The organism is Streptomyces yangpuensis (assembly GCF_024666385.1).
GTDB classification, from domain to species: Bacteria; Actinomycetota; Actinomycetes; order Streptomycetales; family Streptomycetaceae; genus Streptomyces; species Streptomyces yangpuensis.
In genome coordinates this window covers 7,186,240-7,207,863 of sequence record NZ_CP102514.1, presented here as the reverse complement: position 1 = coordinate 7,207,863, position 21,624 = coordinate 7,186,240, and the positions used below count along the sequence as shown (strand labels likewise).

Sequence of the window (21,624 nt, the reverse complement as noted above, 5' to 3'; positions counted from 1 at the left end):
GTGGCCGATGGACCCGGTTGCGGCGCTGGACCGGATCGCGTTCCTGCTGGAGCGCGCGCAGGCGCCCACCTACCGGGTGCGGGCCTTCCGGACCGCGTCCGCCGTCGTCGTGCGCATGGGCGGGGCGGAGCTGGCCGAGCGGGCCGCCGCCGGCTCCCTGGAAGCCGTCAAAGGCCTCGGCCCCAAGACGGCGGGGGTCGTACGGGAGGCTCTCGCCGGCGGGATACCGGCCTACCTGCAGGCCCTGGAGGACGAGGCGGCCGCACTCCCCGAAGGTCCTGCGGCCTCGCCCGCCGCGGCCGCCCTGCGGGCGGCCCTGCGCGGGGACTGCCACCTGCACTCGGACTGGTCGGACGGCGGCAGCCCGATCGAGGCGATGGGGCGGGCGGCGGCCGGCCTGGGCCATGAGTGGGCCGTGCTGACCGACCACTCGCCCCGGCTGACGATCGCCCGGGGCCTCTCCCCGGACCGGCTGCGCGAACAGCTGGACGTGGTGGCCGCGCTCAACGCCGGCTGGGCGCCGTTCCGGCTGCTCACCGGGATCGAGTGCGACATCCTGGACGACGGGGCGCTCGACCAGGAGCCGGAGCTGCTGGAACGGCTCGATCTCGTCGTCGGCTCGGTGCACTCGAAACTGCGGATGGACGCGCCCGCGATGACGCGGCGGATGCTGGCGGCCGTGCGCAATCCACTGATGGACGTCCTGGGCCACTGCACGGGGCGGCTGGTCACCGGCCGCGGCCGGCCGGAGTCGCGGTTCGACGCCGAGGCGGTGTTCGCGGCCTGCGCGGAGGCCGGTACCGCCGTGGAGATCAACAGCCGCCCCGAACGGCTGGACCCTCCGAGGCGGCTGCTGCGGCTGGCCGTGACCGCCGGGACCTTCTTCGCGATCGACACGGACGCCCACGCCCCGGGCCAGCTGGACTGGCAGATCCTCGGCTGCGAACGGGCCGCGGAATGCGGTGTCCCGACGGAGCGCGTCATCAACACCTGGCCGGCCGAAGACCTCCTGACCTGGACCCGCACCCGTCACGCGCCCTGAGGCGACCGGACCGGGTGCGGCCCGGGCCCGGGCCGGGGGCGATTCGTGGAGGGAACGGTCCGTTCGGGATCCGTGCGTCGCGCGTCGGTGGCGCGGCTCAGGGGCGGAGTTCGGCGACGAGGAGGATCACATCGGCTCCGGCCACCGCCATCACCGTCCGGAACGGGAGCCTTCCCGCAGGTCTGCGGGACGCGAGGAGCAGCGCCGTGGCCGTCGCGCCGAGCAAACCCCATCCGTACGCGGTCACCCGGCCCGGCGGGCCCGCGACGAGGGCCGCGGCCGAGCCCAGGACGAGCAGCCCGGCCAGCGCCGCCGACCGCCGGGCGCCGAGTCGCTGCGGCAGCCCGGCCACCCCGGTGGCCAGGTCGTCGTCGATGTCGGGCAGGACATTGGCGAAGTGGGCGCCCGCCCCGAGCAGGGCCGCGGCCGCCATCAGCCAGGGCGGCGGCCAGGGCCCGCCGGGCAGCCCGAGGGTGACGAAGGCCGGCAGCAGGCCGAAGGCCAGGGCGTACGGGGCCCAGGAGACGACCGTGGCCTTCAGCCGGAGGTTGTACCCCCAAGCGGCCGCCACACCCACCAGGTGCACGGCGCCGGCGAGCGCGCCCACCGCCAGCGACAGTGGCACGCACAGCAGGAGCGCGAGGGCGGCCGCCCACGCCACGGCGGCGGGCGAGGCCGTACCGGCGACCAGGGGCTTGTCCCGTCGGCCGGTGGCCAGGTCGCGCCGCAGGTCGGTGCGGTCGTTGCACCAGCCCACCGACAGCTGTCCGGCGGCCACCGCGCCCGCGACGAGTGCCACCCCGGGCGGACCGTGCCCGGCCGCGACCGCGAGAACCGCGCTGAAGAGCGTCACGGCCACGGCGGGCAGCGGATGACACGCCGCCGACAGACCGGCGAGGGCACCTCCGGCGCGGGCGAGAGCGCCGCTCCCGACGCCTGCGGCACCATCGGCGCCCCGGGCGCTCCCGGTGCTCCCTACGCTGTCGGCGCTGTCGGCGCTGTCGGCAATCTGCGTGGTTCGCTCGGGCACGGCGACACGCTATGCGGCGCCGCGCCCGAATCAGGTGATTCATAACGAAGTGTCAGTTGTTTCCTATGGTGACTCAATGACACGTGTACTGGCAGTGCGCAGCGTGTTCCCGCCCCATCGCCATCCGCAGGCCGAGATCACGGAGGCGCTCGCCCGTTTCCTCCCGCCCGGCGCCGACACCGCCCTGCTGCGCCGGGTCCACGCCTCGGTGCGTGTGGAGAGCCGCCATCTCGCGCTCCCGCTGGAGCGCTACGGGCCCGCGAACGACTTCGGCACGACCAACGCCCTCTTCGTGGAAACGGCTCTCGACCTCGGAGCCCGGGTCCTCGACCTCGCGCTCGCCGACGCCGGCCTGGCCGCCCCCGAGGTCGATCTGATCATGTCGACCACCGTGACCGGGCTCGCGACGCCCTCGCTGGAGGCCCGCCTCGCCGCCCGCGCCGGACTGCGTCCCGACGTACGGCGGGTGCCGCTCTTCGGTCTCGGGTGCGCCGCCGGGGCCGCCGGCGTCGGCCATCTCCACCAGATGCTCATGGGCCGGCCCGGCCAGGCGGGCGTCCTGCTGTCCACCGAACTCTGCTCGCTCACCCTCCAGTCCACCGACTCCTCGATGGCGAACCTGGTGGCCGGCGCCCTCTTCGGCGACGGCGCCGGCGCCCTGGTGGCGGTGGGCCGCGGCCATCCCCTCTACGCGACGGCCCCCGGGCCCGAGGTCGTCGCCGCGCGCAGCCGTCTCTACCCGGGCACCGAGCACCTCCTGGGCTGGGACATCGGCCACTGGGGCATGCGCATGGTGCTCGGCCGTGAACTCCCCGACCTGGCCCGGCTGCACGTGGCCGAGGAGGTGGAGAGCTTCCTGGCCGCCCACGACCTCAAGCCCGCGGACGTCGACGCCTGGATCTGCCATCCCGGCGGCCCGAAGATCCTCGACGCGCTCTCGGACGCGCTGGCGCTGCCGGAGTCGGCGTTCGCCGCGAGCCGGCGCTCGCTGGCCGCCGTGGGCAACCTCTCCTCCGCCTCGGTCCTCCACATCCTGGAGGGCGTCCGCGGCGCCGGACCGCCCCCCGGGTCCGTCGGGCTGATGCTCGGCTTCGGCCCCGGATTCGCCTCCGAACTCGTCCTCCTGCGTTGGTGAACCCATGACCCTGCCCTCTCTGCCCTCCCTGACCGCCCTGACGTCCGTCCCCTCCCTCACCCCGTACCTGCTGCTCATCTGCCTCGTCGTCGCCGAACGGTTCGCCGAGCTGGTCACCGCGCGGCGCCACACCGCCTGGAGCCTGGCGCGCGGCGGCCGTGAGTACGGACGCGGTCACTACCCGGCCATGGTCGCCCTGCACACCGCGCTGCTGGTGGGCTGCGTGGCCGAACCCTGGGTGGCCGGACGGCCGTTCATCCCCCTGCTCGGCTGGCCGGCCCTCGCCGTCGTCGTCGCCGCCCAGGGCCTGCGCTGGTGGTGCATCGCCACCCTCGGGCCGCGCTGGAACACCCGGGTGCTGGTCGTTCCCGGACTCCCGCTGGTCGAGCGGGGCCCGTACCGGGTGCTGCGCCACCCCAACTATGTGGCGGTGGTCGCGGAAGGGGCCGCACTGCCCCTGGTGCACTCCGCCTGGATGACCGCCCTCGGCTTCACCGTGCTCAACCTGGTGCTGCTGCGCGTGCGGATCGGCTGCGAGGACGCCGCACTGACGGACGTCGGACGGCTGCGGGCGCCCGCCTCCGTCCCGTCGGCGGGCACGCCGTCATGATCGACCTGCTGATCGCCGGCGGCGGTCCGGCCGGCCTGGCGACCGCCATCCACGGAGCCCTCGCCGGTCTGGAGACCGTGGTGCTGGAACCCCGGCCCACCCCCATCGACAAGGCCTGCGGAGAGGGCCTGATGCCCGGGGCGGTACGCCGCCTCGGCGAGCTGGGCGTGTCCGTCGCCGGGCAGCCGTTCCGCGGGATCCGCTACGTCGACGGCGGGAGCGGTCTGCGGGCCGAGGGGCTCTTCCGGTCCGGGCCGGGCCTCGGCGCCCGCCGCACGGACCTCCAGGCCGCACTCGCCGAACGGGCCGCGCAGCTCGGCGTACGGGTCCTGCCGCAGCGCGCCGACCAGGTGCGCCAGGGCGTCGACCACGTCACCGCGGCCGGTCTCACCGCCCGCTATCTCGTCGCAGCGGACGGCCTGCACTCCCCCGTCCGGCGCGGACTCGGCCTGTCGGCGCCCGCCGCCCCGCGCCGGCCGGCCCGCTACGGGCTGCGCCGCCACTACGCCGTCGCACCGTGGAGCGACCTGGTCGAGGTGCACTGGTCGGCACGGTGCGAGGCCTACGTCACCCCGCTGGCACCCGACCGGATCGGCGTGGCGGTCCTCACCACCGACCAGGCGCCTTTCGACGAACAGCTCGCCCACTTCCCGCACCTGGCGGACCGGCTGGCCGGGCGCGCCGACACCCCCGTGCGCGGAGCCGGACCGCTGCGCCAGGGGGCCCGCGTACGGGTCGCGGGGCGGGTGCTGTTCGTCGGGGACGCCGCGGGATACGTGGACGCCCTGACCGGTGAGGGGCTCACCCTGGCCGTGACCGCCGCGGGCGAACTGGTGCGCTGCGTACGGGCGGGCCGGCCGCAGGCCTACGAGCAGGCCTGGCGGGACCTGTCGCGCAGCTACCGCGCCCTCACCGAGTCGCTGCTGTGGGCGCGGCGGCGGCCGCGCCTCGCGCCCCGGATCGTCCCGCTGGCCGCCCGGCTTCCCCGCGTGTTCACCGGGGCGGTCAACCTGCTCGCCTGAGGGTTGCGCGCGAACGAAAGCGGCACCCCGCGCGCGGTGCGCGGGGTGCCGCTCCGGCGGCCGCGGTCACCGCCGCGGCCGTGGCCGTGGGTCAGGCCGAACTGTCCTGGCGGTTCCGCAGTGCCAGTCCGGCGAGGACCGCGCCGGCCGCCGCGCACAGCATCACGGCGGCACCCGCCCAGGACGGGGCGTCACCCACGGTGCCGGCCAGCGGGTCGAAGGCCAGTGAGCCGGCGACGACGTGCAGGGCGACCACGCCCAGGGCCGCGGCCGCGCCGGCCCGCCACACCGCCGAGGTGTCGCGCAGCGCCACCAGCGCCCCGACGCCCAGACACACCACGGTGACCAGGAGGGGCAGCAGGCCGAGGGCGTTCCCGGACGGCGGCGCCGTCAGGTCCTGCGGCAGGTGCAGGCCACCACTGACCAGCAGGGATATCGCCACGGGCCAGCGCAGCACATGCCGCAGCGCCGCGGTGCGGTCCGGCTCCGCGACGGGAGCGGACCGCCGGGGCTTCGGCCGGCGGGGCGTGTCGTACGGCTCCCGGCGCGGGGGCTCGTACCGCTCCGGGGGCGGCTGCGGGTGCGGCCGCGCGGCCGGTGCGGCCGCCGCGGCGGGCCGGGGGCGGCGCTGCTGCTCCGGCTCACCGGACGCGTCCTTGCCCAGGATGTTCACCAGCAGGGCGACATCCTCGATGGACCGTCCGACGGCGGCGGCGCGCAGCGTGATGTCCGCCTCGCCGACCTCGTGGGGGGCCTCGCCCAGCAGGGTGACCATCCGCTGTACGTCCTGCACGGGCCGGGTCACGGCGGCCGCGCGCAGCGCCTCCTGACCGGCGTCGGGCAGCCGTCCGTCCTCCTTGAGGAGGCTCACCAGCGCGGTGACCTCCTCCACCGGACGGCAGGTGGCGGCCGTCTCCAGGAGGGTCCGCATGCGCAGGGTGTTCGGCGCCTCACCGTCGTCCGGAACGGCGGGATCGTCCGATATGGCGGGGGCGTCCGGGGCGTGGGGGGCCGCGGGCGCCGCGAGGGCGTCGGGGGCGGTGTCGTCGGGGGTCCCGTGGCGGTCTTCGTGTTGCGTCGCCGCGAGCGTGATGGGGTCATTCATGGAAAGCTCCGTTCGCCGACGCGCGGGTCTACGCAATCGCGCGCCGGTCATCGTGCGTCATGGGAAGCGCACGCTTTGTTACATTGAGTGCCACTTCCGCCCACTGCGCCATTCGGGGCGCGCAAACGGGGGTCCCCGCCCGGACCCGTGGGGAGGGTCGAGGACGTGCCCGACATGCGAGGAGTGCGAGGCCGGTGCGCCCTGCTGCTGCCGGTCGTACTGCTGCTCGTGGGGGCGGCGGCCGGTCCGCCGGCACCGGTCGTGGCCACCGACCGCGGGCCGGTGCGCGGCCGGACGCACGGGGCATACGACACCTTCGAGGGCATTCCCTTCGCGGCTCCCCCGACCGGTCCGCGGCGCTGGCGGCTGCCGGAGCCGGCGCGCCGGTGGGAGGGCTTACGGGACGCCGGTGCGCCCGGTCCCCGCTGTGTGCAGCTGCCCGTGCTCGGGTCCGGCGGGCCGGTCGGGTCCGAGGACTGCCTGTACCTCAACGTGACCGCTCCGTCGGGCCGCCCCACCGGGACTCGGCTCCGGCTCCGGCCGGTCATGGTCTGGTTCCACGGCGGCGGCTTCTTCAGCGGCTCCGGCGACGTCTACCGGCCGGACCGGCAGGCCGTCCGGGGTGACGTGGTCGTGGTGACGGTCAACTACCGGCTGGGCGTCTTCGGCCTGTTCGGCCATCCGGAGCTCGGCGGGGCGCCGGGCTTCGCCCTGGCGGACCAGCGGGCGGCACTGCGGTGGGTGCGGGCCAACGCGGAGCGGTTCGGCGGGGACCCGGGCAACGTCACCGTCTACGGCGAGTCCGCGGGGGCGCTGAGCGTCTGCGCGCACCTGGCCTCGCCCGCCTCCGCGGGCCTGTTCCACCGGGCGATCGTGCAGAGCGGCTCGTGCTCGACCACGACGCCGCCGTCGGCGCTGCTGCCGGGCCTCGGGACGTACGAGCCCTTCGTGCCCGCGCGGCGCACGGCCGAGGAGGGCGCCCGGGCGGCGGCCCGACTCGGCTGCGACCGGCCCTCGGGCGTGCTGGACTGCCTGCGCGCGCTGGACGCCCGTACCCTCGCGACCGCCGACCTGATGCGGCGGTTCTCGCTGGTGCCCTACGGCGACGGCGCCCTGCCGATGGAACCGCGGCGGGCGTTGGAGGCCGGGCGGTTCCACCGGGTGCCGGTGGTGCAGGGAACCACCCGGGACGAGATCCGGCTCTTCCTCGCGCAGACGCTGGCGGCGTACCCGATCGGCGACGAGAACGCCTACCGGGCCCGGATGGAGCGGTCCTTCGGCGTGGAGACGGCCCGTGCCGTGGCGGCGGCCTATCCGGTGTCGGCGTACCCGACGCCGGCGATCGCCTGGGCGACCCTGCTGACCGACGCGTCGTTCATCTGCCCGACGCTGCGGGACGGCGCGGCGCTTGCGCGGCACGTGCCGACGTACGGCTACCGGTTCAGCGACCGCGACGCGCCGGACTTCACCGGGCTGCCCCAGGTGCCGGGGCTGCCGCTGGGGGCGGCCCACGGCTTCGAACTGCCGTACCTGTTCACGATCACCCCGCTGAGCGGGGCGCAGCAGCGGCTCGCGGACCGGATGACCGGCTACTGGACGGCGTTCGCGCGGACCGGCGTTCCCGGGGCGCCCGGTGCCCCGCGCTGGCCGCTGCTCGGGGCGTCGGCGCGGGTGCTGTCGCTGGCTCCGGGCGCGGGCGGGATCCGTACGGTGGACGGCCGGGCCGAACACCACTGCGCGCTGTGGGACGCGCGGTGGCCGGGCGTCACCACGGCCGGGTGACGACCTCGTGCTCGGCCGTGGGGAGGGCGAGGGTGCCGTGGTCGCCGTGGCCCTCGCGGCGCCATGCGGCGAACACGGCGGCGATCCGCCGGGCGTCGTCACGGTCGAGGTAGGCACGCAGGTGGGCACATCACGCCCACGTCGTCCGCCACCGCTGTGACGTTGGTACACCGCCCCCGCCTCCCTCCGGGCAGGGCTACCGTGAGGGCATGACCAGCTCCACGGCCCTTCCCCTCCTCTACCTCGATGTCGACGGACCGCTCATCCCCTTCGGGGCGGGCCCGTACCCGCCCGGTGACGGTCCCCACCCTCTGCTCGCCCGCGTGGACCGCACGCTCGGGCCGCTGCTGGCAGGGCTGCCGTGCGAGCTGTGGTGGGCGACGACCTGGATGGCGGAGGCCAACGAGTGCGTCGCGCCTCGGCTGGGGCTGCCGCAACTGCCCGTGGTGGACTGGCCGGAGCCGTCCGACGAGGACGGGCGGGGCGGCGTCCACTGGAAGACCCCGGCCCTCCTCGGTCACGCGGCCGGACGGCCCTTCGTGTGGATCGACGACGAGATCACCGGCGCCGACCGGGCCTGGGTGGCCGAACGCCACCCAGGCCCGGCCCTGTTGTACCGGGTCGACCCGGGCCGGGGCCTGGCCGTCGGGGACTTCACCGCGCTGCGGGAGTGGCTCCGCTCGGTGTAGCCGCCGTCCACGAGGCGGCGACCAGCGACCGCTCCGCCGCCGCCAGGTGGGTGGCCGCGGCCAGCCAGGCCCAGGCGTAGCCGTCGGGCGACGGGTCGGCGAGCCGGCCGAAGGCGTCCCGCGGGCGGCGGTCGGCCTCGGCCGCCAGGGCGGCGGCCAGGTCGGCCGCCGCGGTGAGCCCGGCCCGGCGCAGTGGGCCGTACGCGGTCTGCGGCGCGGTACCGCGGGCCGCTTCGGCGACCGCGCGGCGGCCGCCTGCGACACCGGTCTCCAGGAGGCGGCGCACCCGCCACAGCGGGGAGTCGGCGAGTGGGTCGGGTGCCTCGGCCATCGGTCCGGGCCCGGCCCCGGCGGCGGGCTCGGGAGCGGCGTCCGGCGGCGGGAAGTGCGAGCCCTGGAGCCGGTCGTAGCCGAGGTCGGCCCGGCCCAGCCACTCCTCGGGCAGCCGCAGCGTGTACGGCTCGCCCGCCACCGGGCCGACGGCCACCGGGCGCAGCGTGGCGGCACGGTCGAGATCGGGACGGCCCAGAACGCGCAGGTGCAGTCCGGGGTACGAGGCGATGCGCCGCAGGTTCTCGGTGTGCGGCAGCTCCGGGTGCGGGTGCGCGGGCAGCAGCCGCAGCAGGGGTGCGTCCGGGCGTGCCTCGTGGACGAGGAGGTGATCGCCGGCTGCGCCGACGACCACGACGTCACAGCCGATCAGGGCGGTTTCGGCGGCGGCCGCATCGGCGGTGCCTGCCAGCAGCGCGGCGACGGCCTCGGCCGCGGGCCGCGCGAACAGCGGGGCCGCGGGCCCGTCGGCCCACGCGGCTCCGGGCAGCGGGGTCGCCTTGACCCCGCGTCCGGCACCGAGCCGGCCCTCCGCGGAGACCGTCGCGCCGACGACGCGCAGGCCGCCCCGGGCGAGCCCGGCGTGGTCGAGGGTGGCGCCGCCGAGGGCGACGGAGGCCCGTCCGGCCCCGCGGGCGCGGGCCAGGCCTCCCGGCCGGACGTCCGAGATCGAGTAGCGCGAGCCGTCGGGGGCCAGCAGGTGGGTGACGACCCCGCCGTAGCCGGTGGCGGAGAGCACGGGCTCACGGCACAGGCCGTGCACCTGGAGGCTGCCGCCGGCCGTGTAGGCGCGCCGGGAGGTGCCGGTCAGGGCCGGGTCGGCGGCGCCGGAGGCCAGTACTCCGGCGGTGTGCAGGAGTTCGCGGAAGGATCCGGTGAGGTCGCCCAGGCGGTGTGCGGTGCGGCGTTCACGGGCGGAGCGCAGCCCGCGTACGACCCGTAGGGCGGCCGCTTCCGCGCGGGGCAGTCCGGCCAGGCGGGCGGTGTGCGCGGCGCGCAGCAGTTCGGCCTGCACGACGGCTCCCCCGGCGGTGACACCGGCGGCGAGGGCCTCGGCGGCGGCGTGCCAGAGCGCGGCCGCGGCGCCGAGCTGGGCAGGGTTGAGCGCCGGAACGGGCTCTGCGGGGCCGGAGGGGTCGGCGGGGTCGCCGGATACGGCGGGGGCGGCTCCGACCCCGGCCTCGGCCGTGGCTCCGGCCGCGGCTCCGGCTCCGGCTCCCGTCGGCACGGCCGCGGTCGGCTCCGGTGCCGGCTCCGGCGGGGCCGCGTCCGCGAGCGGGGCCGCGCCCAGGGCCGCGGCCCGGTGCAGGCAGCGGGGTGCCAGCAGGCAGGTGCAGGTGGCCTGTCCGGCCTCGGTGACCGTCCCCGCAGGACCGGGCCGCAGGGTGACGAGGGCGTCCTCGCCGAACCGGAAGGTGACGCTTCCGTCGGCCTCGTGGACGGCGCCGTCCGCGCAGCCGGCGGTGGCGTCGTCCAGCTTCTTGCGCAGCCGCGCGGTGAGGTTCTCGACCGCCTCGGCGAGCACCTCGGGTGCGACGGGCGGCAGTTCGGTGCTCAACAGGACTCCCCACGGAGGCGGTCGCCCACCCAGCGGGCGAGGGCGAGTGGACTGAGGGCGGCCACGGGCATGCCGGCCGCGACGAGTTGCCGCGCGACCGGGACCGAGTACCGGGGGTTCCCCGTGTCGTCGAGCGCGGCGCAGCCCAGCAGATGGGCGCCGGAGGCGGCCAGTGCGCGGACCTCGCCGAGCAGTCCGGCGATCGGGCCGCCCTCCTCGAAGTCGCTGACCACGACGACGAGGGTGCGGCTCGGGACGGTGATCAGGGAGCGGGCGTGGGCGAGACCGGCGGCGATGTGCGTACCGCCGCCCACGCGCACCTCCAGCAGCAGCGAGAGCGGGTCGTCGACGCGGTCGGTGAGGTCCACGACCTGGGTGGAGAACGCGAGGAAGTGGGTGGACAGGGTGGGAACACCGCCCAGGACGGCCGCGGTCAGGGCCGACCAGATGACGGAGGCCTCCATGGACCCGGACACGTCGACGACCAGGACGAGCCGCCAGTCGGCCTCGCGGCTCGCCCGGGTGCTGAAGACGGGCCGCTCCGGTACGACGACCACCGTGCCGTCGGACCGCCGGCGGGTGTGCGCCAGGTTGGCCCGCAGGGTCCGGGCGAGGTCGAGCCGGCCGCCCGGGCGCCGGGTGGGACGCGGGGTGCTGAGTCCGGACAGCGCCGGGCGCAGCCGGGTGGCGAGCTCCTTGGCGAGCTCGTCGACCAGCCGCCGCACCAGGGGGCGCAGCCGGGCGAGTTGTGCCTCGGGCAGTCCGCCGGCGAGGGACAGTACGGAGCTGAGCAGTTCCACGGAGGGCCGCACGGCATCCGGGTCGAGCTGGGCGAGCACGTCGGTACGGCCGGCTTCGGCCGCACCGGCCAGCACCTCTTCCCGTACGTCGGCGCCGAACAGCGCCTCGAGCTCCTGCGACCACTCGCGGGCGGTCGGGAAGGAGGCCTCCCGGCCGCCGCCGCGGCCCGGTCCCTGACCGGTGCCGAGGTCGCCGGCCCCTTCGCCCTGCCCCGTGCCGTACAGCTCGTCGAGGGCATGGGCGTAGCGGCGGGCGCCGGCCGGGAGCCGGTCGCGTTCGCGGCCGAGCAGCAGCCGCCAGCGGTCGGCCGGGGCGAGCCGGCGCTCCTCGGACTCGTCCGTCCGCGCGGGTGGTACGTCGGGGGCCGCAGGGTCCGGGTCCGCGGCCCGGTCCGCGTCCGGTTCCGGCTGCCGGGGCAGCGGGAGGGCCTTGAGCGCGACGAGCCCGGCGGCGTCGGCCGCGGCCCAGAGGGCGAGCAGGGCGGGCGGGGCGTCGAGGGCGAGGTCGATGCGGTCGCCGAGGCGTTCGGTGACGGTGTCCAGCAGCCGGTCGCGGGCGGCCGGCGCGAGGGCGTCGAAACCGCCGCGCAGGGCGGGGAGACGGTCGAGGAAGTCCTGGTCGGCGAGGTGCTCGACGCGGTCGAGGAGCGGGGTGAGGGCAGCCGGGGAGGACTGCAGCAACGGGCCCGCGGCGGTGAGGAGTCCGGCGAGCCGGCGGGTCAGGCCTCGTCGGCTGTCGGGGGTACCGGCGCCGTCGATCCATCCGGCGGCGCGATCGCCGAGCGCCTCGGCCGGGTCGAGGTCGAGGAGGACCCGTACGGCCAGGGCCGCGCCCTGCATCAGCGGGGACGCCGAGGCGGCCAGGGCACCGAGCGCGTCGTCCGTGCGCAGGCCCAGGTGGTGTGCGGCGGCGCGGTCGGCGAGGGCCACGAGGGCGGCGGCGTCGGCCGGGTCGTCGCTGCCGGCGAGGCCGGGCAGGGAGCGTACGGCGGCCTCGAGGAGGTCGCCGGTGAGCGCGGCGCACGCGGCGCGGGACTCGGCGGAGGTGCCGGGGAGGTGGCCTCGGTGCAGGGCCTCCAGGAGGTCGAGGGCGTCGAGGAGTTCGGGCAGGGTCGCGGTCCGCGGCAGGGCGGTGGCGGCCTCGTGGAGGCGTACGTCGACCAGTTCGGGCAGGTCGCAGCGCGCGGCGGCGGCCAGCCCGGCGAGGATCTGCGCCGGGGTCGGGCCGCCCTCGGCGGCGGCCCGTCGGGCGGTCTCGCCGAGCGTCCCGGCCGCCGCCTGGGCGGCGGTGACGCCGCGTACCCCTGTGAGGTCGAGCCGGGCCGGGACGGAAGGCGTCCAGGACAGCCGCCACTTGGTGCCGAGGGCGGTGCCGTCGCCGGTGGCGGCTACGGTGAGCGGCTCGCCGTAGGAGGCCCCGCAGACCAGGAGGCGCTGGAGGAGGACCTCGCGGCGGCCGTCGAGGGCGGAGCGGAGCGGGTCGAGGCGGACCTCGCGCGGCGCGGGGTCCTCCGGGCACGGCAGGCGGAGCTCGGCGAGCTCGGCCTCGACGGAGGGGCCGAGGCCGGAGCGGGGGGCGTGCGGGGTGATCCGGCCGCGGGCGGTACCGACGAGCACCGCTTCGAGGGCCTGGGCCAGGGCCCGGCCCCGGCCGAGGGGTTCGCCCTGGCCGAGAACGGTGGCGACGGCCTCCAGGAGTTCGCCGCGGCCGGGCGCGGGGAGCCCGCGCAGGACGGCGAGGTCGCAGGCGAGCCGGAGGGTCTCGGCGGCCTCGCCGGTGCCGGCGGTGTGTCCGGCCCGGCGCAGTTCCCGGCAGAGCCCGGTGACGGCCACGGAGGCGGCCTCCCGGAGCCGCTCGGGGTCGCCGCCGGCTTCGAGGACGGCCTGCTGCCAGAGCGGGTCGCGGATGCCGGCGGGGTAGCCGGAGCGGGAGTCCAGCAGGTCGAAGGAGTACGGCACCAAGGAGGTGACGGCCCTGTCCCCGGGCGGGACCGTCCCGGAGCCGGCGCCCTTGCCGGTGCGCCGGACCGGCGCCGGGGCCGGGGCCGGCCCGGCAGCGGCGGTCTCGCCCGGGCCCGGCACGGCGGCCACCGCGTCGGCCTTCGGCCCTGCCGGGACCCCGGGACCGGGTACGGCGCAGCCTGCGGCGTCTGCGGCCGGGTCCTGTCCGGCCGCGGTGTCGGTGGTGCGGGGAAGCCGCCCCTGCTCCGCGGCCGGGGCCGGCCCGGAGTCGGCGGCCTTGCCCCGGAGGCGACCCGCGGCGGAGCCGTCGGCGGTTTCCGCCCCGGCCTCGCTCGCCTTGCCGGCACCGGGTGCGCCCGCACCGGCCGGGCCCCGGGCCGGTGCCGAGCGCCCGTCCGCGCTCTGCGCGGGGACGCGGTCGTCGCCCGGCCCCTCGCCGCGGGCCCCGTCACCGGCCGGCGTCAGGGTGGGAACGGCATCCGCGGCGGCGCCCCGATCGGGGAGGGCCGTCCCGGCGGGCCCCGGCAGGACCGAACCGTCGGCGTCGTGCGGCGGCGTGAGGAGGGCGGGGGCGTGGAAGGAGCCGATGACGGCGGCAACGCGGTGGCCGCCGGTGGCGGCGCCGGTGATGACGGCACGCATGTGCGACTCGCGGGCGAGGTCCCGGTCCGGGACGGGCCCGTCCTCGCGCAGTGCCCAGCCGACGCCGAGCGCGGCCCGGCGTACGGCCTCCGGGGAGCAGCCGGGTGCGAGGACCTCGACGGCGCGGTCCCACAGGTCGTCGCCGTCACGGCCCGTACCGGCGGCGGTGAGCCCCTCGGCGAAGCTGCCGGCGCGCCGCGGGGCGTCGCCTGCGGCGCCGCCCTCGGCGGCGTCCGCGACCGGCACGGTGCCGCCGGACGCCCCTGCGGGCGTGTCCGTGTCAAGGCCCGCCACGGCGGCCGCAGGCGCGGCCCCGGCCGTGGCGGTGGCGCTGGCGGTGGCCTCACCCGTCGTCGTGCCGGGGACCGGGCCCGGCGTGGTGTCCGCGGCGGAGGCCGTCGGCTTGTCCGTGGGCGGGGACGGGTGGGGAACGCGGGGGCCGGGGGTCCAGCCGGGGTCGGCCAGCGGGAGGTCGCAGCACAGGACGGCCGCACCCGACCGGCGGGCCCAGCGGATGGCCGCCAGCTCCGGGGAGAAGTCCGCGAACGGGTAGAACGCCAGGCGGCCGTCCTCGCCGGTGCCCGCGAGGGCGACCGGGGCGACGGTCTCCGGGTCGGCCAGGTGCTCCAGCCACGGCTGGAAGTCCGCCGGGAGCTCGACGCAGACCACGTCCGCGCCGGAGGCGTCCAGCAGGGCCGGCACCACCGCGGCCAGTGCGGGGCTGTGGTGCCGGACCCCGATCAGATAGGGCTCGCGGGCCGCAGCGAGCGCGTCGACCGCCGCCCGCGGGTCGGTGTGCGTCAACGCAGGCTCCCGCGCAGGTCCCAGAGGCGGCGCCACATCGCCGAGCCGTCCTCGGCGCGGCGTCGGACGGGGCCGTCCCAGTACCCCAGCAGCCTCCCGTGATCGGCCGGGTCGTCCTTGCGTACGACGCCCAGCAGGTGCCCCGGCAACAGGTCCAGCACGTCCCCGTCCGGGAGGTACGCGGCGGCGACGCCCAGCGAGGCCGCCACCTGCACCGCTTCGGCGGTGGACATGACCGTGCCGGGGCGTTCGACGTCCCAGCCCTCGGCGGAGCGGCCCGAGCGCAGGTCGCGGAAGACGGTGACGAGCGCGTCGAGCACGGCGTCGTCCACGCCGAAGGCGGCGCCGGCCCGCTGGACGGCGGCGACGGCCTGGCGGCGGATCAGCGTGGCCTCCGCGTCCGCGTCGGCGATCGGGGCGACGGTCTCGAAGTTGAAGCGCCGCTTGAGGGCGGCGGACATCTCGGAGACACCGCGGTCGCGCAGGTTCGCGGTGGCGATGACGGTGAAGCCGGGGGCCGCGGAGACCACCGCGTCCTCGGTGGCGGTCAGTTCGGGCACGCTGACCCGCCGGTCCGAGAGGATCGACACCAGCGCGTCCTGCACCTCGGGCAGGCAGCGGGTGATCTCCTCCACGCGGACCACCCGGCCGGTGCGCATGGCGGAGAGCACCGGGGAGTCGACCAGGGCCTGCGGGGTGGGGCCCTGCGCGAGCAGGAGCGCGTAGTTCCAGCCGTAGCGGAAGGCGTCCTCGGTGGTGCCGGCGGTGCCCTGCACGGTGAGGGAGCTGGTGCCGCAGACGGCGGCGGCGAGGAGTTCGGACAGCATCGACTTGGCGGTGCCGGGCTCGCCCGTCAGGAGCAGGCCGCGCTCCCCGGCGAGGGTGACGACGCAGCGCTCGACCAGGGCGCGTTCGCCGACGAACTTGGGGGCGATGGCCAGCTTCGCCGGAAGGCCGGCCCGGCGCTTGGGCAGGGCCAGTTCGGTTCCGTCGCTGCCGCAGACGAAGGTGACGACGGCCCGCGGGGTCAGCGCCCAGCCGGGCGGCCGGGGGCCGGTGTCGTGGGCGGCGAGGAAGGCGAGTTCGTCGGCGTGGCGTTCCTCGGCGGGCAGCACCTGCCGGGCGGCGGCGGGGGCGGATGGTGCGGTGGCGGTCATCTGGTTCCTCTGTGCGTGGACGAAGCGGTGGTGGGCGGGGGCGGCGCGGCCCACCGTGTCAGGTGGGCCGCGCCGCCCCCGCGTCGGGGTGCCGGTCGGCCGGGTCAGCGGCGGCGGGAGCGGGTGCGCTTCACCTTGAGCTCCTGGAAGCGCGGGACGTCGCCCTCGCGGACCCGCTGCCAGGCCCGGCGGTAGAGGTCGGCGGCCGGTTCGGCGGGGGCCAGGACGCCGAGCAGCGGCCGGCTGCCGGGGGTGAGGCCGTACATCGGCAGCTTCCACTGCTCGACCGGCAGCGCCGGGGAGGGCATGTCGGACCACCCGCCGGGCAGGAAGAGCGAGCGCCCCGCCCTGCTGCGGTCGGCCGACACCACCAGGTCGGTGGCGGCCAGTTCGGCGCGGGCGGCCTTGAGCCGGGCCGGCTTCCAGCCCGTCCACCGGGCGGTGTTGCGGTCGGTGGGGTCGGGCATGGCCAGCAGGGCCAGGTACAGAGCAGCCGCGTCGGCGCCCAGCCCGTGCTCGGCGCGGACCTCCTCCACCAGGTCGGGGACCGAACGGCTCGGGTCCTGCGGCCACCACGTGCCGGCCGCGTCGGTCTCGCCGGCCGCGGGGGCGCCCGGGTCGGCGAGCAGCGCGGCGAACCGCGGATCGTGGGCGGTCCGCAGGGCCTTCTCGGCCGCGAGGGGCTGCTGGTCGTCGCCGCGCAGCGCCGGCAGGTAGGGGTCGGAGCCGGTGGAGTCCAGGAGCGCCGTGCGCACCGCGGGCCTGGGCTGCTCGTCGTGCGTGGCCATGACGACCGCGCCGTAGCGCTCGTAGCCCTCGCCGGTCTCGGTGGGGGTTCCGGCCACCTTCCGGAAGTTCGGGAGGCTGGTGTAGTGGGCGATCTCCAGGAGCAGTTCGGGCGCGGCGAGCCGCTGCCGTACGGCGGTGAGGGCGGGCGGCAGGGCCGCTCGTACGGGGTCGCCGGCCGGCAGCCGGTGGGCGAGCCAGGCGCTCATGGCCAGGGTCGAGGTCAGGACCTGTGCGGTGAAGGGGCCGGTGGCGGGTGCGGCGGGCTCCACGTGGTCGCCCTTGACCGTCCACGGCACGTCGACCGAGAGCTCGCTGGAGGCGGCCGGGTCGAGCAGTGCGGACAGCACCCGGTGCGCGGGCCATCCGCCGCGGACGGCGCGCGCGGCCTCCGTGGCCAGCCAGTCGGGTACGGGCGTACGCCGGCCGACGCGCCGGTTCCACACCTCCGCGGCGGCCGCCACGTCCGGTCCCTCGCTCCACAGGCGTGCCGGGTCGGCGGGCAGCAGGGCCGCGACCACGGCGCGCCGGACCTCCGAGGTGAGGCTCTTGAGTTCGTCGCGGGCATAGGCGGCGTCGGTGGCCTTGACGCCGAGGGCGGTCCGCACCTCCGCGGGCAGGAAGTTGCGCTCGTAGCTGTCGAGGTTCGGGAGTCCCGCGACCAGCAGGCGGGCGAGGGCGCCGGAGACCCCGGTGAGCCGGGAGAACTCCTGCGCGGCCTCCGGGCGGAAGGGCACCGGGCCGTGCTCGGCGGCAGCGGCCAGGAAGGCGGTCAGCCAGCCCGGGTCGCGGTCGGGGTCGCCGAGGGGTGCCGCGCGGCGCACCGTGTAGGGGCCGGGGACCGTGAACCGGCCGGTGGGGTCGTGCAGGAGGGCGCTGAACTCCTGGCCGTCGGGCAGGGAGTCGCCCTGGTCGGTGACGGCGAGGACGGCTCCGCCGCCCAGCGGCAGCAGGCTGCGGTGGTAGCGGTTGCGGTCGAGGCCTTCGGGGCCGGTCAGGTGGGCGTGTCCGAGGTGGACCACGACCTGGCGCCAGCTGTCGGCCGAGCCCTGCGCCGAGGCCATCCCCAGGGTGTCCACCTCGCGGAGCACGGTGAGGAGGGCCGCCCGCTGGACGTCGCCGGTGGTCGCGGCGACGGCCCGGTAGGCGGCGGCCGCGGGCTGGTCGAGCAGCGGTGTCCAGATGAAGGTGAAGTACGGCAGGGCGGGGGTGTCGAAGTGGAGCAGCCCGGGGACTGCGGCGGCGTCGGTCGCGGTGCGGGCGGCGCCGAGGAGGCTGAGGGTGCGGTGCGTCCCGTCGCTGTCGTCGCTGTGACGGTAGTGGTTGTAGTCGACGAGGCCGCTCAGGGCGGCGCCCAGCAGCCGGTCGGCGGGGCCGAGCTCGCGCTGCTCGACGGGTGCGGAGTCGGCGTCGAGGCGGGCCGAAATCCTGTCCAGTGCCTTCTGCTGGAGGAGGGCGAACCGCAGGACCTCGACGATGCCGCCGATCAGCTGCGGGTCGGTGACCTGGGGCAGGGCCGCGCTCACGACGTCCGGCAGGTCTGCGGCCCTGGCCACGGCCGCGGCGGCCTTCAGGAGCGCCCCGACGGTCTCGCGGTCGGCCGTGCGCAGCGCGGCCGAGCCCTGCGGGTCGCGGGGGCGCAGGGCGTACCAGTGGGAGAGCGGCGGGAGGTCGACGCTGCCGGTGCTGAAGGGGGTGTCGTGGCGGTCGTTGCGGGTCTGCGCGGTGACGACGCCGTCGGGGTCGGTGAGGGTCAGTTCGCGCCAGCTGTGCGAGAGGGCGCGCGGGCGGTCGTCGCCCGGGAAGGCGAGGGCCGCGACCGGCTTGTCCCCGCCCTCGGGGACGGTGACGGTGCGTCCGCCGGTGTCGGTGGCGACCCAGCCGTTGTCCGGGAGGCGTACGGCGTGCCAGCCGAGGAGGCCGTCGACGGGGGCGCCGAGGACGGAGCCTGCCACGGTGGGCGTGGGCAGCAGCCGGCTGGCGTACCCGGAGGAGGGCTTCCCGCCGTACTCCTTGAGGGCGTCGGTGAAGAACGCGGGCATCGAGGAGCGTCCGTGGGCCCCGCTCGCCGGGTCGTACTCCAGCCAGCCGCTGTCGTTGTCCTGGTCGCGCTGGCGCCACACCCAGTAGGAGGTGCCGTCGGACAGCAGCGGCCGCTCGTCGGGCAGCCGGGTGTCGCCGCTGTGCAGGACGCCGCCGCCGGTGGTGCGGCCGCCGCCGGGGAGCTGCAGGGAGATGTTGTCGCTGCGCAGGGACCAGTAGTTGCGGTCGGTGTCCAGGGTGAGGACGGTGCCGGGCGAGGAGTGCCAGTAGCCCTCGACGCGGTTAGCGCTCCAGTCGGACCAGAAGACGAGCAGTTCTCCGTCGACGTAGTGGAATCCCATGCGGCGGTGGGAGCCGGCCGGCACGCGCAGGTCGTGCGTGAGGACGGTCGAGTCGGCGTCGATGACGCGGACCTCGGCGGTGTTGGCGACGATCAGGTACGGCCAGGCCTCGACGACGGTGAGGCCGTTGCGGTCCTTGCCGGGGGTCAGTTCGGCGACCGCCTTCTCCCAGGCGGGCCAGGCCAGTTCCTCGAAGAGGCCGCCGCGCAGGGTGCGGGCGAGGGTCTCCCCGAGGTCGGCGGCGGCTGCGGCGGCGACGTCCTCGGGGGCGAGCGCGAGGGCTTCGACGGGCAGCCAGGTCAGCCGCTCGATGGCGTCGGGGACGCCGGGCAGGCCGGCGGCGACGGAGGCGCGGGCGACCTCGGCCATCCACTCGGTCAGCAGCGGGCGGGCGCCGGGCGAGGCGGCGACGTTGCGGACGATGTCGGCCCCGCCGCTGCCGATGCCGTTCAGGGCCCGGCGGAAGGCGGGCTTGAACCGGGGGTCCGCGGCGACCGCGGTCAGGTCACGGCGCTCGTCGCGGCCGGACCAGTCGGACAGGTTGAGTGTGTCGTGGCGGTAGCGCGTCTTGTGTTCCTCGGGCGTGACGACCGGGACGTCGAGGGTGAGCAGCAGGTCGAGGAGGTCGGCGTCCTGGACGCCCACCTTCAGGCCGGTCTCCCGCTCGGGCCGGGCGAGTTCGGTGCGCAGCTGCGGTGCGCAGCGCTCGACGACGTCGAGGAGGACGGGCAGGGTGGGGCGCCGGCCCCAGCCGGAGTGGCGGGCGCTGTGGAAGCGTTCGAGCCAGCCGGCGGTGCCGTCGGCGCAGCGCTCTTCTTCGGGCAGGCTGCCGTCGGCCAGTCCGGCGGTGGCGCCGGACTCCTCCAGGACCTCCAGCCACAGGTCGGTGAGGTCGCCGTCGCCGCCGGGCGGGGTCAGTCCGAGGAGCGTGCCGCGTACGGCGGGCACGCGGCGGGCGAGCGCGACGAGGGCGCCGCGGTGGGTCTTCCACCAGCCGAGCGCGGCGCGCAGGGTGGCGGGCAGGGGCAGCAGTTCGGCCAGGTAGTCCTGCTCGGGTTCGGTGCCGGTCAGGCCCGCGCTGCGGGCGAGGCGGCGCAGCTCCACGGCGGCCTGCGCGGAGGGCGGCAGGCCGCCCGCGGTGCGGCGTACGCACAGCCGGCGGAAGCGCTCGTAGGCCTCGGCGGGGCTGACGCGGACGGCCAGTGCCTTGCCGTAGCCGGCGAGGACCTTGACCGGCAGGGCGCCGGCCAGTGCGAATTCGAGGAAGACGGAGTCGAGGCGGTCCTCGTCGACGGGCAGTCCGTGCTGGGCCTCGGCGGTGCGGGCGCGGCCGAACAGCTGGGCGGCGTAGGTGGTGTTCTCGACGGCGAGGAAGATGCGTGCGGCCTGCTCGTGGAAGAGGGGCAGGAAGTGCGGCACGGAGGCGGCGAGGCGGTCGGCCAGTTCGAGGCAGGCGTCGAGCGCGGCCTTGGGCTTGGTCTTGGCCTGGCGGGCGATCCGGTCGAGTTCGGGGACGACGGCGAGGGCGTGGTGGCCGTCCTCGGGGTGGTGCACGAGGACCCATTCGGGGAAGCCGAGTGCCTGGCGCCGGCTCAGGCCGACGACGGGCGGCTCGCCCTCGTCGCGCACGAGGCCCAGGAAGCCGGCGGCGAGGTCCTCGGCCGCGCCGAGTTCGGCGGCGGCGAGCCGGACGACGACGCGGTCCTCGTCCAGGCCCGGGTGCCGGTAGCTGCGGGCGGTCAGGTCGACGGCGTCGGCTCCGGCACCGGTGGTGCCGTTCGGGAGGACGGCGCCGGCCTGCAGCAGCAGTTCGGTCTCGGTCGTCCCGGTGTCTCTCAGGTTCTTGCTCATGCGTCCCCGCCCTCCTCGATCTTGCGCCCGGCGAAGAGTGCCGCGGCCATTCGCATTCCTTCGGACCAGGCCACCGGGCCGACGTTCGCCAGCCGTACCGCCCGGCCGTCCTCGTCGTGCCAGCTCAGGGCGCCGGTGGTGGTCTCGGCGTCGTAGTAGGGCTCGCCGATCCACACCGCGGCCTCGGTGCCGGAGCCGGTTCCCGCGTCGCGGACCTTGCAGGTGGCGTAGCCGCCGGAGACCCGGTAGCCGAGGGCGGTCGCGCGGGCGGCGAGGCTGAAGCGGGTGGGGAAGACCCCGCCCGCGTAGTCGCGGACCTCGGTGGCGGTGGCGGAGACCTCGTCGGGCTTGATCCAGGTGGCGCGGTGGATCTGCTCGACCTGCTGCACGAGGCCCAGCTCGGCCGCGAACTCCCGTACGTCGTCCAGGTCGGGCAGCAGGACGGGGTGGGGCAGGGTCACCGTGCGGGGGGAGAGCCGTACGGTCTCGCCGTCGAGGTTGACCACCTTCAGCTCGCCGTCGGCGGTGGCGTCCCGCAGGAAGCCGACCTCGTCGGGGTCGTCGCCGACGACGGCCAGGTCGCGCAGGGCGTTCTGCCAGGCCTCGTCGGGCCAGACCCGGGCGAGCAGTTCGGTCGGCACCGGCAGCGAGGACACCATCCAGCCGTCGACCTGGGCGACGCAGGCCGCCGCGTGCCGGTCGAGCCATTCGGCGAGCCGGCGCAGCCGGTCCACCTCGGGATGGTCCTTCAGTGCCTTGGGCAGCGTCTTCAACTGCCGTCCCGCTGCCCGGCCGGTGACGGACCTCGCCGCCACCCGCCCCTCCACCAGGGCGATCTCGTACCCCTCGCCCGCCGCCAGCCATGCCATCAGACTGTGCCCCTCCGCCTGTCCGTACGTGGTTCCGCGCAGCCCTGACAGGGGGGAGCGAACCCC

Annotated in this window: 13 protein-coding genes; 6 read left to right on the top strand and 7 right to left on the bottom strand. The window is 76.7% G+C overall.

Going from position 1 to position 21,624, the window contains the following annotated elements:
- The first annotated feature begins 7 nt into the window (after positions 1–7).
- Positions 8–1,042, top strand: coding sequence for a PHP domain-containing protein (locus NRK68_RS32640; RefSeq protein ID WP_183064765.1), 1,035 nt, complete (start codon positions 8–10; stop codon positions 1,040–1,042).
- 97 nt (positions 1,043–1,139) lie between these two features.
- On the opposite strand, the gene NRK68_RS32635 is transcribed toward NRK68_RS32640, so the two are convergent.
- Entirely contained in the window at positions 1,140–2,072 is a 933-nt protein-coding gene (locus tag NRK68_RS32635; protein WP_257857568.1) for a UbiA family prenyltransferase, read from the bottom strand.
- Positions 2,073–2,148: 76 nt separating this feature from the next.
- On the opposite strand from NRK68_RS32635, the gene NRK68_RS32630 reads away from it, so the two are divergent.
- Genes NRK68_RS32630 through NRK68_RS32620 form a run of 3 tightly spaced genes read left to right on the top strand, consistent with a single transcriptional unit; the run spans position 2,149 to position 4,839 of the window.
- A complete protein-coding gene (locus NRK68_RS32630; protein WP_257857567.1) occupies positions 2,149–3,207 on the top strand; it encodes a type III polyketide synthase in 1,059 nt (352 codons plus the stop codon).
- 4 nt (positions 3,208–3,211) lie between these two features.
- On the top strand, positions 3,212–3,817 hold the full coding sequence (locus NRK68_RS32625; RefSeq protein WP_257857566.1) for an isoprenylcysteine carboxyl methyltransferase family protein: 606 nt from the start codon (positions 3,212–3,214) through the stop codon (positions 3,815–3,817).
- Positions 3,814–4,839 (top strand): NAD(P)/FAD-dependent oxidoreductase, encoded by a 1,026-nt coding sequence (locus NRK68_RS32620; RefSeq protein ID WP_257857565.1) that lies wholly within the window; start codon positions 3,814–3,816, stop codon positions 4,837–4,839. The genes NRK68_RS32625 and NRK68_RS32620 overlap by 4 nt, the downstream gene beginning before the upstream one ends.
- A gap of 91 nt (positions 4,840–4,930) precedes the next feature.
- On the opposite strand, the gene NRK68_RS32615 is transcribed toward NRK68_RS32620, so the two are convergent.
- A complete protein-coding gene (locus NRK68_RS32615) occupies positions 4,931–5,944 on the bottom strand; it encodes a hypothetical protein (protein ID WP_183064761.1) in 1,014 nt (337 codons plus the stop codon).
- Between the two features lie 174 nt (positions 5,945–6,118).
- On the opposite strand from NRK68_RS32615, the gene NRK68_RS32610 reads away from it, so the two are divergent.
- Positions 6,119–7,726, top strand: coding sequence for a carboxylesterase/lipase family protein (locus tag NRK68_RS32610; protein WP_257857564.1), 1,608 nt, complete (start codon positions 6,119–6,121; stop codon positions 7,724–7,726).
- A 209-nt stretch (positions 7,727–7,935) separates the two neighbouring features.
- A complete protein-coding gene (locus NRK68_RS32605) occupies positions 7,936–8,415 on the top strand; it encodes an HAD domain-containing protein (protein WP_257857563.1) in 480 nt (159 codons plus the stop codon).
- On the opposite strand, the gene NRK68_RS32600 is transcribed toward NRK68_RS32605, so the two are convergent.
- The 5 genes from NRK68_RS32600 to NRK68_RS32580 form a co-directional block, all read right to left on the bottom strand.
- Complete coding sequence (locus NRK68_RS32600; protein WP_183064758.1) at positions 8,381–10,303, bottom strand: SWIM zinc finger family protein; 1,923 nt, start codon at positions 10,301–10,303, stop codon at positions 8,381–8,383. The genes NRK68_RS32605 and NRK68_RS32600 overlap by 35 nt on opposite strands.
- Entirely contained in the window at positions 10,300–14,511 is a 4,212-nt protein-coding gene (locus tag NRK68_RS32595; protein WP_220818515.1) for a DUF5682 family protein, read from the bottom strand. Before NRK68_RS32595 ends, NRK68_RS32600 begins: the two co-directional genes overlap by 4 nt.
- Complete coding sequence (locus NRK68_RS32590) at positions 14,508–15,668, bottom strand: ATP-binding protein (protein WP_183064757.1); 1,161 nt, start codon at positions 15,666–15,668, stop codon at positions 14,508–14,510. Before NRK68_RS32590 ends, NRK68_RS32595 begins: the two co-directional genes overlap by 4 nt.
- 104 nt (positions 15,669–15,772) lie before the next feature.
- Positions 15,773–20,689, bottom strand: a complete 4,917-nt coding sequence (locus tag NRK68_RS32585) for a DNA-binding protein (RefSeq protein WP_257857562.1) — start codon at positions 20,687–20,689, stop codon at positions 15,773–15,775.
- On the bottom strand, positions 20,686–21,558 hold the full coding sequence (locus tag NRK68_RS32580) for a DUF4132 domain-containing protein (RefSeq protein WP_257857561.1): 873 nt from the start codon (positions 21,556–21,558) through the stop codon (positions 20,686–20,688). Before NRK68_RS32580 ends, NRK68_RS32585 begins: the two co-directional genes overlap by 4 nt.
- Positions 21,559–21,624 lie beyond the last annotated feature (66 nt).

Excerpts from the sequence above, each read along its gene's own strand:
- NRK68_RS32640 (WP_183064765.1), top strand. The coding sequence starts at position 8 with ATGGACCCGGTTGCGGCGCTGGACCGGATCGCGTTCCTGCTGGAGCGC.
- NRK68_RS32630 (WP_257857567.1), top strand. The coding sequence starts at position 2,149 with ATGACACGTGTACTGGCAGTGCGCAGCGTGTTCCCGCCCCATCGCCAT.
- NRK68_RS32625 (WP_257857566.1), top strand. The coding sequence starts at position 3,212 with ATGACCCTGCCCTCTCTGCCCTCCCTGACCGCCCTGACGTCCGTCCCC.
- NRK68_RS32620 (WP_257857565.1), top strand. The coding sequence starts at position 3,814 with ATGATCGACCTGCTGATCGCCGGCGGCGGTCCGGCCGGCCTGGCGACC.
- NRK68_RS32615 (WP_183064761.1), bottom strand. The coding sequence starts at position 5,944 with ATGAATGACCCCATCACGCTCGCGGCGACGCAACACGAAGACCGCCAC.
- NRK68_RS32610 (WP_257857564.1), top strand. The coding sequence starts at position 6,119 with ATGCGAGGAGTGCGAGGCCGGTGCGCCCTGCTGCTGCCGGTCGTACTG.
- NRK68_RS32605 (WP_257857563.1), top strand. The coding sequence starts at position 7,936 with ATGACCAGCTCCACGGCCCTTCCCCTCCTCTACCTCGATGTCGACGGA.
- NRK68_RS32590 (WP_183064757.1), bottom strand. The coding sequence starts at position 15,668 with ATGACCGCCACCGCACCATCCGCCCCCGCCGCCGCCCGGCAGGTGCTG.
- NRK68_RS32585 (WP_257857562.1), bottom strand. The coding sequence starts at position 20,689 with ATGAGCAAGAACCTGAGAGACACCGGGACGACCGAGACCGAACTGCTG.
- NRK68_RS32580 (WP_257857561.1), bottom strand. The coding sequence starts at position 21,558 with ATGGCATGGCTGGCGGCGGGCGAGGGGTACGAGATCGCCCTGGTGGAG.